The 17479-nt window shown below is 64.6% G+C and carries 4 protein-coding genes; all 4 read right to left on the bottom strand.

From position 1 onward, the window contains the following. Window positions 1-231: 231 nt before the first annotated feature. The 4 genes from HYE77_RS22995 to gspE all read right to left on the bottom strand — a co-directional run bounded on the left by HYE77_RS22995 (window position 232) and on the right by gspE (window position 17273). Window positions 232-12795 carry a filamentous hemagglutinin family protein gene (locus HYE77_RS22995; RefSeq protein ID WP_177069441.1) on the bottom strand — a complete coding sequence of 4188 codons (12564 nt, stop codon included), beginning with the start codon at window positions 12793-12795 and terminating at the stop codon, window positions 232-234. Window positions 12796-12996: 201 nt separating this feature from the next. Next, on the bottom strand, window positions 12997-14160 hold the full coding sequence (locus HYE77_RS22990; RefSeq protein WP_003210472.1) for a substrate-binding domain-containing protein: 1164 nt from the start codon (window positions 14158-14160) through the stop codon (window positions 12997-12999). A gap of 483 nt (window positions 14161-14643) precedes the next feature. Beyond that, a complete protein-coding gene (gene gspF, locus HYE77_RS22985) occupies window positions 14644-15855 on the bottom strand; it encodes a type II secretion system inner membrane protein GspF (protein ID WP_008432563.1) in 1212 nt (403 codons plus the stop codon). Further along, the gene (gene gspE / locus HYE77_RS22980) at window positions 15855-17273 is read right to left on the bottom strand and encodes a type II secretion system ATPase GspE (protein ID WP_008432561.1); all 1419 of its coding nucleotides are present in this window, start codon (window positions 17271-17273) and stop codon (window positions 15855-15857) included. The genes gspF and gspE overlap by 1 nt, the downstream gene beginning before the upstream one ends. Window positions 17274-17479: the final 206 nt, after the last annotated feature.

Raw genomic sequence — 17479 nt, 5'->3', positions numbered from 1 at the left:
CTGTAGGTTTCCAATGCTGAGCGCTTCGTACTTTTAATCGCCTCCAGCTCCTGGCCTGACAGATCAGGGTGATAGAGCTCGCACTTGGTGGCCGAGATATCACTCATCCCGGCCTCAGTGACTACCGGCTCGACCGCGCCACCATCCCACCTGGGAAAGCCGAGACCCCAAGACGAAAAAAAGGGGCGATCAATGATCGCCCCAAATACAACGAGAGGTCCTTTTCTAAAACTACAAGCTGATCTGCTGGCGCTCCTCATCCGTCAACCGCGCCCGCGCCTGGTCACTCAACGGTCCGGCGCCGAGTACCTGCACCGGGCTGTTGGGGTTGTAGCCCGAAGTCTTCTGCCCGTCCTCCGGCTTGCGCTCCACTGGCTCGCTGCCAAAGCTCAACACTTCCACTGTGACAATCGACGCCCGGCCCTGTTTGGCCGCCGCCTGCTGGCTACGCGCGGCATCTTCCGCCGCCTGGGACGCCGCCGCACCGGCTGCGCTCGCCGAGGTCATGGCCCCGGTGTTTACCGCCGCCGACACCGGCACCCCGGACGACTTGCCCTGGGTCTGGATGTTGGCGGCATTAACGACGCGCAACGCGGCAATGTTGATGTTGCCCGAGACCCGAATCCCCGCTTCACCCGCATCGATGGTGCCCAGCGGGGCGATCAGGTCGATGTCTCCGGCCGGCACTTCGGGAATCGGGTTCAAGGTGGCAATCCCCGCCCCGGTGCTCGGCACCGCCGGCGACAGGGTCACGTTGCCCCAGTTGTCGTAGACACGCTTGGGCGGCGTGTACACCACGGTGGTCTTGGATCCGCGACCGGCGTTGATGTCGCCCTCGCCGGACCAGCCCATGATCGAGCCGCCGAAGGTGGTCATGATGCGGCTCTGGCCCAGCAGGATGCTGCCCATGGAATACAGCTGGATATCGCCGGCGCCCTGGGTGATCACACCGGCGGTGGACGGCGGTGCCGCGCCTTCGATGCCGAAGGTCTGCCCACCGCCCGGGGTGAGCATCTGGATCGAGCCGCCGAAATTGGTGTGTACACCGGAGCCGCCGAACAACGTGATATCGCCCTTGTAGGTGATCGGGTTGCCGGCCACGTCCTTGTCCGGGAACAGCGCGGCAATCGCCGCACGCCCCCGTACATAGCTGCCCTGGCGCACACCGCCCACCGCGTTGTACTCACGGCCGGCGGCCTTGAGTTCGGCGAAGTACACATCACGGGCGAACACCCGTTGCTGTTCAGCGGGCAGTGCGGCGTAAACCGCGCGGGCCTGCTCGCGGGTGCCGACGAAACCGAAGCGCTCGGCGAGCCAGGTGACCAGTTCGTTCTCATAGGTCTTGGCGACCTTGCCGCCCTGGATCGACAGGGCCTCGCCTGGCTGGACGAGGTTGGCCGGGTCCAGGTAGGCCTCGACAAAGCGCCGGTAATCCGGGCCGTTGGGGCCGACGCCAGCTTGCATGACGATGCCTGCGCCAGGGCGGTTGTCGCCCGCGACCACCGGGCCCAGGCTGGTGATGCTGACTTCGCCGCCCTTCGCCGGGTCACGCCCGGACATCAGGATATTGCCGCCCGCCGTCACTTCCAGCAGGCCAGGACCGGCAACCTGGAAGTTGCTGTACAGAATGTCGCGCCCGGCGGAGACGATGGAGATGTCAGTGGGGTTGTTGTGGATGAACAGGTTGCCGGTCGACTGCTCGCTGACCGCACCAGGGGCCGTATTAAAACGGCTGCCACTGCTGACAATGTCTCGCCCCGCCATCATCCAAACTGGCCCGTTGCCCTCGTACCAGGTCTGCCCCGAATGCAAAAACGTGGGGGAAGAATTGAACGTCAGGGTCCGGCCGCTGCTGACCCCCACCAGATCGCCGGTCAAGGCATAGAACCGCGCCGGTTCCGTTGGCGCGTAAGCGGCTGCCGACGCCGTGGCGGAGCCAAAGGCAAACAAAGGCCGCGGAATGGAACCCGGCGAGCTACCGTTTTCCGACAGATTGTTGCCATCGACAACCACCTGACCATCAATGGTCCCGACGAACGCCGGCCGCCAAGGAGTGGCCATGATGCTGGGGTCGGCCCCGGAAGGCGTGACAAACATACCGCCCGCATAAATCGAGTCATGGGCCAGGAATTGCAACTGGCTGCTGGCACCGGGGGCGAGCACCAAGGCATTTATCGGACTCGTATCGGCTTGGGACCCCAGGACGGCGTTACCGTAATAAATACTGCCGCCAGCCGCCGTCGCTCGAACGATCGATGGGTAGACAGTTGCCAGGTCGGACGCTGCGGCGGAGACAGATGGCGTCAAGTTGCCCCCCGCTGAAAACAGGTCGATTGCCGTGTGCCCGGTCCATAACGAGAACCAACTTTCGCCGGTCCCACTCGTCCTGCCACGGGTAAACGATGAGTTGTTCAGCAGGACGACACGGCCCGGGTCAATCACTTGCTGCAGCACCAGGTCACCCAATGTGGTCAGGTTGAATGTGGCATCCCCCGGCACCAGGGTGATGCCCCCCACTGCCCGGCCACGGGTCGCCTGGAACGGATCGAATGCGCGGGTTTCGCCCGGGCTCTGCTCAGAGCTGTTGCTGCCGTAGGTCAGGTCGATCCGGCCCGTGGTCGCACTTTGCAGTTGGACATTGCCCCGGATATTCACCAACTGGCCGTTCTGATCGTTTACATCAACCACGCTGCCAGGGTTCAGGGCGCCACCGATACGCACCCGTAAATCACCACCGCCCGTCAACTGCAGGCTGCCATCACCGGCAACCCGCCCGGTACTGCCGACCGCCAGCACCAGCCCCTGGCTGCGCGGGTTGGCAGAGGCCGACATTGGGTTGCCGTCCATGCGCCGAAGCACACCGGCATCTCCGCCTACCTGTACATCCACGTCACCGCCGCCGAGGGTGCCGAAACCGGTAAACCCGACGAACGCATCAGCCTTGGAGGCGTTGGCGGTATAGCTACCGAAATTGATCCACCAGGCCGTCGGCTGCGCCTGCCCGCCGGTGTTCACCGTGCCGCTGCCCTGGCGCCACAGCCAGTTGGCCACATCGGCGGAGTCGATGCCGTTATCCAGGGGGTTGGGCCGACTTGGGTTGAAGACGCCTCCCAGGATATTCCCCGTCAGGTTGCCCCCCACGTTCACGCTCAAATTCCCCCCTGCCTCCGGGTACCAGGCACGGTACAGGCTGTCAGATGAGCCGTTGACGAACTGTTCAAAATAACTGTTGGTATCGTTCAGCACCGTCTTCGCGCTGTTCAGCGCCTTGGGCTGGTTGTAGGGGTCACTGGCACCGGTTGCAGTGGACGATGTACCGGCGGTGTAGACCCCGTACAGGGAGTCCATGCTCAAGTCGCCGGCGCTGAGTAGTTCGAGGTCGCCCGTACCGGTGCGAATCACACTGAAACGGCTGCTGGAGGGGGTCGCCGCATACTCTTTGCCGCTTTGGGCCTGGCAGTAGGCGGGCGAGCTTGCACAGAACTCATCGATGGACGGGATACCGAACTGGTCCAGGATGCTTTGCTCGATCGGCGTTCCGACGGTGACGATAATCCCGTTGTCCGCCAGGTCCTTGGCGCCGAATTCGGTCCAGACATAGCCAACTTTCACGGCGCAGTACGCCGGATTGCCCCCACAGAAATCATCAATCGAACCCAGCCCGAAATCATCGAGGATCTTTTGGTCGATCGGGTCGCCTTCCTTGACCACCACCCCATTGGCCGCAAAGTCCTCCACCGCGAAGGCGGTCCAGGTCAACTTGCCCTTGGCGGGCATCTCCTTGGCAAACATGCCGTAGTGGCTGTCAGCCAAACGCAGGTCGCCGCTGCGCGGATGGGCTTGCAGGATGCGGCTGTCGGCCGCCTCGGTGTCAGCACCTGCAACCAACCGCAGCGACCAGGATTGCGAACCTTCTGCCAGCATCGGCGAGAGGGCCCACAGCTTGCCCTGGCGCCCCGCCACTTCCGGGCGCAACGCCACCGACTCAGCCCCGCCCGGCAACTTGACGTTGGTGCCGGAAGGAATCAACGCGCCGCGCGGCAGCGGTATGTCGCCATTGAGGGTCACGTAGTTTTGCGTCGGGTTAAGCGCCTCGTAGTTCGTCGGCAACGGCACCCCTTTGGGCCAGGTCAGCGCCCCGAGCCGGGTGTCCTGGGTCAGCAGGCTGCCGGCGTCCAGCTGTGAGCCGGCCGCCAGGGTGTGTGCCTGGCTCAATAACGTGCCTGCGGCAAACAGCACATTGCCCGCGCTGTCGAACACCGCTGCGGCCAGTACCGTACCGGCAGGCAGCGTCAGGTCCTGGTTCAGCGTCGCCCGGGTCGGCAAGCGCGTACCGGCGGCCACGCCCACGGCCTTGATCGGCAGGTCGTAGTTGAGCACGGTGCCCGCCGGGAAGGTCGTGCCGTCCGCCAGGGTGATGCCGTTACCCGGCACGATGATCGTGCCCCCGGTAAAGTCGATGCCCGGCAACAACACCCAGCCCTTGTCATCGACGGTCTGCAGTGGCGGCGCAAAACCGTCGTTGATGCTGCCGTAAATGTTCAGGTCGCCACCGGCGCGCAGGGTCAGGCTGCCCGACTCACCGGAGCCATACACCGAGGTTTTCTGGCTGTTGGGGTTGAGGCTGGCGTAACGGTAGCCGGACAGGTCCAGATCGCCCTGCACCACCAGGTCACCGTCCGCGGTCTTGCTGACGATTTCCACGCCCGGGCGCAGGTGGAAGGCATCGGCGTAGGTTGCATTGTTAAGCCCGGCGAGTTTGTTTTGCAGCAGGTTCTGGTTGAGCAATGCACCGTTGATAAAGGCCGTGCTCAGCACATGCTTGCCATCCAGGTAGGCCTGGTCGATCTGTTGGTAAGGCCGCCCGCTGGCCGTCGGATCGGTGACCAGTGGCGCATCGTCGTAACTGATCATGCCGTTGAGGGTGATCGAGCGCGCGCCCTGGATCGTCAGGGGGCCATGGGCATCGATGTTGATGTCGTTACTGGTGCCATCGACGTTGATCAGCCGTGGTGCATTCAGTTCCAGGGTGCCGCGGTTGCGCCCGTCATTGCCCTGGACCGCCTCGGTGCCGTGGCGCAGGTCGACGCGTGCGCCATCGGCCAGAGTCAGTTGACCGGTGCCGGAGCCGAGCACCACCATGGCCCGGTTGGGCGAGTCGATGATCTTGCCGTAGCTGTCCACCCGCAGCTTGCTGCCATGGGCGTCGAGTACCGCGCCGCCGTCCAGCGTCAGGCCGTGCTTGCCGGCCAGGTTGATGCTGCCGACGCGCTCGCCACTGGCGTCCACCAGGCCGGTGACCCGCAGGCCGCCGTTGTCCACGGAGACGTTGACGGTGCCGGCCTTGAGGCCATTGCCGATGGTCAAGTCGCCCTGCTTGAGTTGGAAGCTGCGTGTGCCGAACACCTGGCCTTGATTCAGGCGCTGGTTGAGGTCGGCGAACTGCTGGTCCAGTGAACCGCTGCTGCCCAGGCGCTGGGCCTGGATTTCCACGGTACCGGCCTCATAAGGCATCGTGGTCCCGCCCGCATCGTAATAGCCACTGCTGCCGGCGAGGATCGTGCCTTGCAGGTCGACGATACCGCCCGCCGCGTCCACCGCAACCGCCCGCAGTTTGCCGGCCTGGTTGTTTTTGGCCGAGAGGTCGATGGTCGAGCCGGCAGCCTGCAGTATGTTGCCGCTGCGGCTGTCCAGCAGCACCGTGCCGCCCGCGCCGTACTGGGTCACATCGTTGAACACAGTGGCGCGACCGGCCACGTCGATCAACGCCGCATCCGTCAGCACCACATCACCCCGGGCGCCCAGGCTGACTTTGCCGCTGGGCAGCACTACCGCCGTGGCCAGGCGAATGCTGTCGCCTTGCAGGGACAGTTCGGCGCCCTGGCCGTCGGCCTTGCCACGCGACCCCGCGGACGCTGCAATATCAATCGCCCCTCCTGCGGTGATGCGGTTCACCGAACCGGCTTCGCCGGTCATCAGTGGGGTGAGGATATTCAGGTCGCCGCCGCTGTACTGGAAGCCCTTCACCGGGTCATAGGCGCCCTGGCTCTGATACACCGAGAGGCTGCCCTTGTGGTTGGCGGTAATGCGCTCGCTGGCATTGAGGTTCACGCTGGCAAAGCCCAAAGCCAGGCGATCGAAACTGCTCACGGTGTTGGTCTGGGCAAAGGCGCCGTAGCCGAACTCAATACGCTCGGCGTTGATATCCAGGCGCCCGCTGCCAGTGCCCGCCCCGCCGGCGATCACCGAGCCCGGTGGGGTGGTCGCGCCCTGCCAGATCAGGTTGGCGGTATGAATGTTGGCCACGTCGCCAGCGCCACCGGCACCGTAGATCGCCGGAGTGGAGAGCATCAGGTTGCTCAGCCGCGACTTACCCGTCAGTGGGTCATAGGTGTCCAGGGAGGTACTGCCGTAGAAGTTGAAACTGTCCCGCGCCGAGAGCTGCAGGGTTTCCAGGGCCGGCGCACCGAACTGTGAATCACCTTTGAGCAGGCGATCAAGAAGCGCCTGGGTGAGTGTCAGGCCGGCCGGCAACTGATTGGCCGCAGCGGCCGCGGCCAGGGCTTGGGCGCTGCCGAGGTTAATGGTGTTGACCCCCAGGTTGAGGTGACGGGTGCCGTAGCGCACCTGGTCGCCCAACTGGAAGGTATTGTTGGTCAACGCCACGATGCTGCCTTCGGAGTACAGCCCGGTTTGCCCGCTGCACAGGCCCGTGTCACACACACCGATGCTGATCCCGCCGCTGGGCACCGTCGTATTGAATGCAATGACATTGAGCAAGCCGTTGGACGCCGCCAGCATATTGGTGACTTTGTAGATAAAACCGTCACGAGCGTCGTAGCTGGCTTTGCCACGGCCGATGGTGTTGATGGATGCGCCCTGCTCCAGGACGATCGCGTTGGTGTCACTCAACAAAAAGACTTCCGGCGCTGCGAGCGTCACACCTTCCCGAAGCGTGACGGTGCTGTTGGCCCGACTCGTACCGCCAGCCAGGACGATGTAATTCCCGGACTGGCCATACGTAACTGCCGTCATCCCCCCCACCATCAAACGCGAGGCTCCCAAGGCGTTGAGGCTGTCATCGTTGAAGGTAATGCCGGAAAAACCGCTGGTTGCGGAACTGCCCGCCGCGACGACTTCAATACCCAGTTTGCTTGGATCAATCACCGCCACCGCGCCGCCATAGCCACCCGCCGCGGCCTCAAAACGGCCTATGCCCTGGAACGAAAACGCATCAGCGCCGCCCCCTGGCCGCAAGGCCAGTTTCAGGGTCTTGGCGTCGACGGCGAGCATCGGGCGTGGCACACCCTGTTTCGCGGCGTCGGCCATGGCGAACTGGGCGTAGCTGGTTTCGTTGTATTGGGAATAGCGACGCAAGGTATCGGCCGAGGTCAGAATCAACTGGCTGGCAACGCTGCTGCCGATCCCGGTGTTGGCGATGGACAAGCGCCCGGCGGTGGACCAGGAGCCATTGCGCATCCGCTGGGTGGCGGCATCACTGCCGAGCCCGGCCAGGCCGTTGATCTCGACGCGGAAAGCGCCGGGCATCAAGGCGTAGGTGGACGGCATCAGGGTATAAGTACCCGCCGGCAGCCCCGGCACTCCGGCGCCGATGGTGACCTGCTGGCCCACCAACGGATCGACTGCGCCTTTCTCCGGTGCCACCGGCGCCGCGCCAGGCTGCACCCCGGGCACGATGGCGTAAATCGGGTTGGTGCCCAGGCCCGGCAACACAAAACCGCCATTGGCACCAAACTGCACCAGTGGGCTGTAGCGCGCATCCGTAGAGCCTCCGCGCCCGGAAACGAAACCGGCCCCCAGCAATTCGCCGCCGCCCGACAGATCCAGGGTAGCCTCAGGCTGCACCTGCACCGACTGGCCGCCGAGAATCACCCCGACGCTGAGTTCCGCGTCCTGGTTGACCAGCCCGCCCTGGCCGACAAACGTCACGGTCTTGCCGTTGTACTTATAGACCTGCCCGTCCAGGGTGCCGCCATACGGCAGCACCAGGCCCCTGCCGCTCACCGACGTCACGCTGCCCGGCAGCAATTGCACCTGGCTGCTGCCCATGCTGCCGATATCGATCAACCCCAGGGGCGCCCGCACCACACCGCCCTGCCGCACCGTCGCGGCGCCCAGTTGCAGGCGCCCGAATGCCGAGTAAGGCACCGCGGCATCCGTGTTGCCGGTACGGCCAATGGTCAGGGTGCGCAGCGGGTCGAACGTGATGTTGAGGCTGTTGAATTCGCTCAGGTAGCCGGCAATGACCCGCGCACCGACCTCCGTGGCCGGATACAACTGCGCCGCCCGCAAGGTCATGTCGCCCTGGGTCAATAACTGGGTGCTGACCCTCAAGGCCACGCCGTCCGGGTTCGCACCCGCCAGGAAGCGCAGATCGCCCTGGCTGGTCAGGTTGACCTGATCAAAGCCGCGACGCTCAAGGCCGACCAGGCTGTCGTCGGCCTGGCGCAGTTTGCCCTTGCTGCCAAACAACACGCTGCCGCGCACATCGATCAAGCTGCCGCTGGCATTGAACTGCGCCTCGGTGGCGCGCAGCGAGGGTAACGGCAACACCGACACCGGGTTCACGTAGAACTCCCGGGCCGGCGAATCCATGCCGGACAGCAGCAGAGACGGTGCCGACAGATTCACCCGGGCATTGGCTGCCGCGCCCTCACTGAGGTTGAAGGCACCGCTGTACAGGCGCAGGCTCTGGCCCATGTTCAAGGACACATCGCCGTCGAAACTCAACAGGCCGTTGCTCATCAATGCCAGGTTGTCGAAGCCGCCCGCACTGACCTGGTCGACGCCCAGGCGAGCGTGGCCGTATTCCAGGCTGTCGGCCGCGTCGGCGGCGGTGCCGGCGAGCGGGTGGGCCTGATGGGTCTGGCCGAGCACCAGTTCACGCACCTTCAGCACGCGATCCGTGACACTGCTCTTAGTGTAATACGGGCTGTCCAGCGCTACGTTCAGGCTGCCGCCCGCTGCGCCGGCACCGCCGGCCCGGGCCACCAGACTGCCGTCCAGGTACAAGCCATTGTTGGACGCCAGGCTGATGCTGCCGCCATTGCTGGCCACCCGGGTTGCGCCCTGCCCCGGCACATCCAACACCGCTTGCGTGCCCGACGCGTCCAGCCGGGCGCCCTCGCGTACCACCACAAACAGGTCGCTGGCAGTGACCGTGCCGGTGCTCAGGTTGATCTCGCCACCGATGCTGATCTTGCCGCCGTCACGGACCAACCCGTATTGGCTCCCGCGATTGTCCACGGCAGTCGCGGCCCGGGCGGCGACATCGATCAGTGCGTTTTCACCCAGCCAGATGGAGCGGCCGTGGCCAACCGCGTTGGCCGGCTCGAACGCGCGCGTGGTCAGGCCGTTCAGGTTGACGCTGCCACCCCAGGCATTGAGCGTGCCGTCGACCGTCAGTTGACCGATGCTGCGCAGGTTGATCGACTGGCCCGGGTCGACGCTGATCACCGCGCCCTTGCCGACCACCAGCGCGGTTGTCGGCAGTTGCTCGGCAGGCGACTCCAGGTGGCCGGCGGAAAGAGTCAGGCTGGCGCCACGGCGTTGGCCGAGTACGCCCTTGCTCGCGTCTTCCTGGTAAAGCGGCGGGGTCCAGCGCTCCATCACGCTGGCCGCAGCGCCGCCGCCCGGCGTCGTGGCGGCCTGCTCCGAGAGCCGGTAGGCCGGCACGTTCACATCCACCTGAGTACCATCGGCGACCAGCAATCCTTCGTTGCCGGTAATGTCATAGGCCGAAAAACCCTTGTTGAAAAAATCCCCGGCCAACTGCAAGGTCTTGGCATCCGGCGCCTGCGGGCTCTGGCCGATCTGCACCTTGTTGGCCTGCAAGGTCAGGGTGCCGCCTGCGCTGACGCCATAGCCGCGAATCTCGGCGCCCAGGTCCAAAGCCCCCAGTGCGCCCACGGTCACGTCGCCGCCCTTGCCGCCCCGGACTTTGCCATCCAGGCCGATGGTCGCCCCGGACGACGTTTCCACCAGGCTGCCCGCCGCGAGGTTCACGTCGCCGGAGCTGCGCAACGACACCTTGCCACCGTTGATATACGCCACCCCGTCAGTGGCCGAAGGGTCCAGCGCCAGATTATTCCAGCGCCCGGAACTGTCCAGCTTGACTCCGGCGGCCACATCGAGCCGGCCGATGCCCGGCAGAATCACATCGCCAACGACATTGGAGCGATTGAGGTCGACCTGATTCAGCAGGTTGCCCGCGTTGATGCTGCCGCCGTGGGCCGTGAGGTTGGCATTGACTGAAACCACGGGGCCGAACAGGGTGATGTCGCCGCCGTCAGCCACCTTGAGTGCGCCATTGACGTCAATCTGCTGCTTTGCGCCGACCTTGATCGCGCCCAATCGGTAGCCCTTGAGCTGGTCACTGTCGAGCACCAGTTTGCCCTGGCGTTCGGTCGGCAGCGCAGTGGCCAGGTCCAGGCCGTCGGCGATTTTTTGCGTGCTGCTCTCGATCAGCACCTGGTCGATGGTCGGGGTCAAGGCGTAGCGCAAGGTGCCGGTGGCCTTGTTGTACACCGGCGTGTACTGGCCAATGATCAACTGCGCCCGCTGGGCCATGGCCTGCTGTGACTGCTGATAACCATCAAGGTTGATATTCGGTGCCTGGGTCTGGCGATCGCCCTGGAATACATCGCTGATCAACTGGCCTTCCAGCACCGCGTTGGTGGTGCCCACCACCAGCTTGCCGGCGTCGCGGCCCACGGTGTAGCCCGCCTCGTAGCGGCTTTGCTGGGCCACCAGCGGGTTGTAGTAGAAATCGCTGCGGCCCCAGCGGACGCTGGTGTCTTCAAAGCCCTTGTAGATCCCCGCGTAGAGAATGTCCCCGGGGGCTTTCGACAGCTCATAGAGCTGGCCGTCAGGCCCCTTGAGCCAGGTCTGGCGGATGTAGCCGGCCTGCACATCGACGGTGCCGCCCGACAGATTGACCTGGGCCCCCTGCTGGGTCACCACGTCCTTGCCGGTGAACGTCACAGTGCCGCCCTGGGCCATCCACTCGCCGACCGAGTGGCCCTGGGTGCCCAGGTAACCGCCGACTTCCAGCAGCCCGCCGGCGGTGTACCAGCGGTCCGTCGCATAGCCGTTGGTGCCGGCCGGGACGAACACCAGGTCCCGCAGGTCGACCCACACGTCGTTGTTGATCAATTGCCCGCCGTCACGGTTGGCGGGCGCGTCGCGCTGTTCGTTGCCTTGCACGTTGATCTTGATGTTGTTGGCTTCCATCGCCACCTTGACGCCAATCGCGCCGGACACGTCGATCATCGCGCCATCACGCACCAGGCTGCGCTGGCCGGCACTGACCGCCACCTGGCCGCCGGTGGCCAGGGTGATCGAGCCTTTGCGCAAATCCACAGTGCCGCCGCTGACGATCTCGATCCGCGACTGGTCAGTGCGGTCGGCCACCGCGCTGAGGTTGTTGAACTGGCCGGTGATCAGGTTGGCAGGCAAGCCGTCGAGCTTGATCAGGCCGTTGTCCTTCTGGCTGTTGAGGGCGGTGCTGCCGCTGGCGTCCAGCAGGATCGCCGTGGTGCTGCCCTCGCCCAGGGTCACGCTGGCGCTGGTGTCGCTGGCGGCGTTGAGCAAGTGAATCGTGCCGCGGGTATCCACCGAGGTGCTGGCCAGGGCCACGCCGTTCTGCTGCACCTGGTGCCCGGTGAGGGTGATGTCGCCGGTCGACGCCATGATCAGGCCGCTGTTGCTGACCTTGCCCGACGTGCTGCCGGCCTTGAGGCTGGTGGCCACTTCATTGCCACGGGTGGTGGAGCGGTCGTTGCCGGTGGTGCCGACGCCCTTGCGGATATAAAAACTGTCGCCGGCGGCCAGGGTGGCCTGGCCCCTGGCGGTGATGATGCTGCCGGCGTTCTCGACCTCCGAGCCGAGCAGCAAGGCGTAGCCACCGGCGTCGGTAGAGGTGGCCGGGTTGTGAGTCTGGATCAACGCGCCGCGCTGCACCTCGACCTTGCCCGCCGCGTCGGTGAAAGTCGGCTGGGTGCCGTTGGCATCCACATAGATCCCGCGTTGGGTGAATTGGTCATCGGTGATGGTGGCGGCGGCCGCCACCAGGTTGCGCACATTGACCTGGCTGCTGCCGCTGAAGATCACCCCGTTGCGGTTCATGATCATCACTGTGCCAGGGGCGTTGATCTGGCCCTGGATTTCGCTGGGGCGCGCGTTGGGGTCGTTGACACGGTTGAGCACGGCCCAATTCGATTGCTGCTGGAAATCGACCGTGGTGTTGCGTCCGACGTTGAAGGTTTCCCAGTTGAGGATCGCCTTGTCGGCGGTCTGCTCGATGGTCACCGTGGTCTTGCCACCGGACTGGCTCTGGGTCGGGCCCTTGGCGTTGGTCCAGCCCTGGGTCAGGCTGTTGTCCACCTGCAAGCCGCCCTTGCCGAGGCCGTCGGGAATCGTCGAGACCTGGCCGAGCGCCGCTTGCCGGCCAGCGGCCTGGGCGGCCTGCTGGGCCGCAATCGCCGCGACACTGTTGTTGAGCGTGCTGATGGAACGTGACAACTGCTGGTTCGCCCGCGCCTGCTGATTCAACGACGGAATCCCCGGCACCTGCGCCCCGTTGAGGCGGGCCGCTGTCGCCGCCTGGGAGGCACCCTTGTCGGCAAACCAGCCGGAGCTGAACGCTGTCGCCGCGTGGGCGCTGCCTGCCACCATGAACAAGGCAATCGCCTGGGCCAGGGGTTTGAGGCGCAGGATCGTCTGGCCGCCAGGGCCTTGGGCATTCAGGTTGACCGGTGGTTTGCAGCGGACCATCAGGAAGCTTCCTTCTTTGTTATTGCCCATGGGGAACTGGCGACGTGCGTCACGTATGGGAGTTAGGCGGTTGGCGAGGGGCGGGACTGAACTTCTGTCATGGAAAGTTCATGTAAGGCTGATAGCCGAGCCGCAAACGCAAAAATCAGCAACGGCACAGGCCGTTGCTGATCGGGTGTTGCCGGTCGGTAAAAGCGTGGGTTACAGCGGACGACCGATGGCGTTGCAGACATCAGACTTGCCGATGCTCAGCGCGCTGGTTGCGGTAACGAAGTTGCTGGTGATCGCGGCTTTCCAGGCAGCTGGCAGTGGCACGAAGCGGTTGGCCTTGATCGCGTTGTCGTTGCTGTTCAAGGCGCTGGCACCGAAGTGACGGGTGAAGAACGCACGCACTTGCGAGGTCTGGGTGGCGTCGGCGTAGCACTGGCTGAAGATCAGGTTGGTGAAGCCCAGGATCGGATAACCGCTGCTTGGGTAAGGCACGACGCTTGGATCGTTGGCATCGGCGGCGGCAGCAAACACCGGTACCCAGGCGTTCTGGTTGGCGACGTTGGCAGCAGCCGGTACGGGCACAGCAGCGATGGCGGCGGAAACGTTATCAGGGGCTGGAGAAACACCGGCGACCTTGGCCACTTTGGTGGCGTCATCCAGGCCAGCCAAGGTAGGCGCGGCATAGTCCGGGCTCATGTAGGTGATGCGACCATCACCGGCGTTCAGCGCGGTCATCACGCCTTGGCTGGTCACGGCAGGCACGGCGCCTGGTGGCACGCCGAAGCTGTCCGCGAAGTTGGTGGTGACCACAAATTTCTTGGACTCATTGACGCACTTGGCCGCCAGGAAACGGGTGAACAGCTCGGTGGTGCCACTGGCTTCGTTACGGTAAACCACCACGATATTACCGGTGCGACCGGTAGCCGGGAGTTGGTTCCAGGTGGTGATGCGGCCCGAGAACACGCCGCACAGTTGATCAACGCTCAGGTCAACTGCGTTGGTACCGGCCTTGTTGAATGGAATGGCAACCGAAGTGGCGACCGAAGGCACTTGAATCAGCTTGCCCCAGGTCGCTTGTTTGGTGGAGGCGTAGGTGGACAGTTCAGTCGAGGTCAGCTTCGAGTCGCTGCCCGCCCAGTGAACGTTCTTGGTGCCGGTGCCGAACTGGCTGTAGTCGTTGTTCAGGAACGCCAGTTTGCCCTTGCCGCTGCCCACGCCGATGTACGGGGCGAAACCGGCGGTCAATACGCCGGAGGTCTGGTACAGCGGTTGTGGCAGGGTGGCGCCGCCGCCGTTGATGTCTGCCATGGCAGCCTGGGCCGAGCACAGTGCAGCGAGGGTCATGGATACCGCGAGAACGTTGCGCTTAAACATGAAGAAGCTCCTTTCGTCGTGTTTGTACGTTGGGGTAGATGACGCTATGGCTTCGGTCCCGGGCTGTGTTCCGGGGGGTACCCAGGGGTGAGGCCATGGGTATGAAATTTCGCAGCATCCGATGACAGCTAAAGGAAAAAACCTCGGGAGAAACGGCTTGATTTTTAAAAAGATTCTCGGGTGTTTTGGTCACACTTTTGAGCGGTTTGGGGGTGAGGTGACAGCGAGGTTTCAGCGCGGATTTCGAGGACCGGGCTGGAGGCGTTACGGGCCGTGTGGTGGGGTTGGGCAGATGACAGAATGAGGAACCCGAGGTTGGGACCCGCGTGTCGGGCGCGCGAAAATAGTCTTGAAGAAACGCGATTCAAATGTGGGAGCTGGCTTGCTCGCGAAAGCGGTGGATCAGGCGCGACATGTGTTGACTGACACACCGCTTTCGCGAGCAAGCCCGCTCCCACATTTTTGATCGTGTTTCGTCAGCAGTCAGGTCACCAGTTGGTTGATTTCGATAATGGGCAGTAGGACGGCCATGACGATGACCAGCACAACGGCCCCCATCACCACGATCATCAGTGGCTCAAGCAACGCCGTCATGCCCATCGCCCGACGCTCGATATCCCGCGACAGGGTTTGCGCCGCGCGCTCGAGCATTGGCGGCAGCGAGCCGGTTTTTTCGCCGCTGGCGATCAGGTGGATCAGCACGGGCGGAAAGACCTTTTCCACCGCCAGCGCAGGAGCCAGGTTGACGCCCTCGCGCACCTTGGCCGTCGCGTCGCTGACACACTGGCTCAGGCGGTCGTTGGACAAGGTCTGGCGCGCCGCTTCCAGGGCGCGCAACAACGGCACGCCCGCCCCGCCGAGAATCGCCAGGGTCGAGGCAAACCGCGCGGTGTTGAGGCCCAGTACAAAGCGCCCGATCAACGGCAGGCGCAACACCCGGCTGTGCCAGCTCAACCGCGCCACGGGGTTGCGCAGGTACAGGCGCCAGCTCCAGAAACCACCCACGATCCCGGCAAAACACAGCCAGCCCCAGGCGCGGATAAAGTCACTCGCATTGAGCATCGCCAACGTCAGGCCCGGCAGGTCCTGGCGGGCCTGGGAAAACGCACTGACCACCTGCGGCACCACGTAGCTGAGCAGGAAAATCACAATGCCGATGGACACCAGCCCCACCACGCCCGGGTAGATAAACGCCGTGAGGATCTTGCCCCGCAGGTTATTGCGTTCCTCGATGTAGTCGGCGAGGCGCTCCATGACCTGGGCCAGGTCGCCGGACTCCTCCCCCGCCGCGATCAGCGCCCGATAGATCGACGGAAAGTCCCGGGGCCGGGCGGCCAACGCATCGGCCAGGCGCATGCCGCTGCGCACATCGGCGCGCACCGCGCTCAAGGTCTGGGCGATGTGTTTTTTCTCGGCTTGCTCCACCGTGGCGCTCAACGCGGCCTCCAGTGGCAGGCTCGCACCGAGCAGGCTCGCCAGCTGGCGCGTGGCCCAGGCCAGGTCATTGTCCGAGAGTTTGGCGCTGAACCGGCCGCCACCGCCGGCACGCTCGTTGTTGTTCTCGACCTGCACCCGCAAGGCCGTCAGGCCACGGCTGCGCAGGTGGGCAAACGCGCCGCTCTGGCTGTCTGCCTCAAGGTGCCCGGACTCCAGCTTGCCGCTGGCGTCGGCGGCTTCGTAGCGGTATCGGTTCATCAGGCGTCCCGTGTTACGCGCAGGATTTCTTCGGGGGCGGTGGCGCCGCTGCGTACCCAGCGTTCGCCATCTTCACGCATGCTGAACATGCCGGCCCGGCGTGCGGCGGCTTTCAAGGCCTGCTCGCCGGCGCCCTGGTGGATCAGCCCGCGCAGCTCGTCGTCGATGCAGAACAATTCATGGATACCGGTACGCCCGCTGTAACCGATCTGGTTGCACTGCGCGCACCCGACAGGCCGCCAGGTGCCGGGCGCGGCCGGGTCTTCCTGCTTGCAGTGCGGGCACAGCCGACGCACCAGGCGCTGGGCCAATACGCCGAGCAGTGACGAGGCCAGCAGGAACGGTTCGACGCCCATGTCGATCAAGCGGTTGACCGCCGAGACGGCGTCGTTGGTGTGCAGGGTGGCGAGCACCAAGTGGCCCGTGAGCGAGGCCTGGACGGCAATTTGTGCGGTCTCCAGGTCGCGGATTTCGCCGATCATGATGATGTCCGGGTCCTGGCGCAGGATTGCCCGCAGGGCCAGGGCGAAGGTCATGTCGATCTTGGCGTTGACCTGGATCTGGCTGATGCCCGGCAGGTCGTATTCCACCGGGTCTTCGACGGTCAGGATATTGCTGGTGCTCGCATCCAACCGAGCCAGGGCGGCGTAGAGGCTGGTGGTCTTGCCGCTGCCGGTGGGGCCGGTGACCAGCACGATGCCGTGGGGTTGGCGGATCAGGGTGTCGAGTTTGGCCAGGACGGCGGGGTCCATGCCGAGGGTTTCCAGTTGCAGGCGGCCGGCTTGTTTGTCCAGCAGGCGCATCACTACGCGCTCGCCATGGCCGGTGGGCACGGTGGAGACGCGGATATCGATGGGGCGACCGGCCACGCGCAGGGCGATGCGGCCGTCCTGGGGCAGGCGTTTTTCGGCGATATCGAGTTGGGCCATGATCTTGATGCGTGAGACCAAGGCGCCGTGCAGGGCCTTGCGCGGGGACACCACGTCACGCAGCGTGCCGTCGACGCGGTAGCGCACCACGGAGTGGGTTTCGTAGGGTTCGATGTGGATGTCGCTGGCTTCGTCGCGGGCGGCCTGGGTGAGCAAGGCGTTGATCATGCGGATCACCGGGGCGCCGTCCTGGGTGTCGAGCAGGTCGGTGATTTCGGGGATGTCTTGCATGAGGCGGTCGAGGTCGACTTCGTTTTCGGCGGCGCCCACGACGGCGGCGGCGCTGCCGGTGTCGGCGTAGGCAGTGGCCAGGAGGCCGTCCAGTTCGTCGTCGCGCACCTGGATCAGGTGGGTTTGGCCGAACTGGCGGTAGACCTCGCTGATGGACCAGCCGGGGGTCGAGGGGCAGATGGTCAGCGTCGGGCCCTGGGTTCCCGGGTGAAGGAGGATGCGTTGGGATTTGGCCCAGGCGTAGGGCAGGAGGCTCATGCTTTTGGGCTTCGTTTGGTTGAGTACATATCCATTCCTTCGGTTACGGCTTGTATTGGTTCCGCTCTTACAGCGGCTCACTTTTGAAAAGCGCAAAAGTAAGCAAAACGCTCTTGCCCCACCACTCGGCACCTCGCCTAGGCTCGGTGTGCCCTCACTCCGGCTTTGGACCGTGGGCCGCCGCGATGGGCCATCCTTGGCCCAGC

Source organism: Pseudomonas sp. IPO3774 (assembly GCF_013386835.1).
Taxonomy (GTDB): Bacteria; Pseudomonadota; Gammaproteobacteria; order Pseudomonadales; family Pseudomonadaceae; genus Aquipseudomonas.
Note: the sequence above shows the minus strand (reverse complement) of the source record. Positions and strands in the feature narration are given on the sequence as shown.

Excerpts from the sequence above, each read along its gene's own strand:
- gspF (WP_008432563.1), bottom strand. The coding sequence starts at position 15,855 with ATGAACCGATACCGCTACGAAGCCGCCGACGCCAGCGGCAAGCTGGAG.
- HYE77_RS22990 (WP_003210472.1), bottom strand. The coding sequence starts at position 14,160 with ATGTTTAAGCGCAACGTTCTCGCGGTATCCATGACCCTCGCTGCACTG.
- HYE77_RS22995 (WP_177069441.1), bottom strand. The coding sequence starts at position 12,795 with ATGGTCCGCTGCAAACCACCGGTCAACCTGAATGCCCAAGGCCCTGGC.
- gspE (WP_008432561.1), bottom strand. The coding sequence starts at position 17,273 with ATGAGCCTCCTGCCCTACGCCTGGGCCAAATCCCAACGCATCCTCCTT.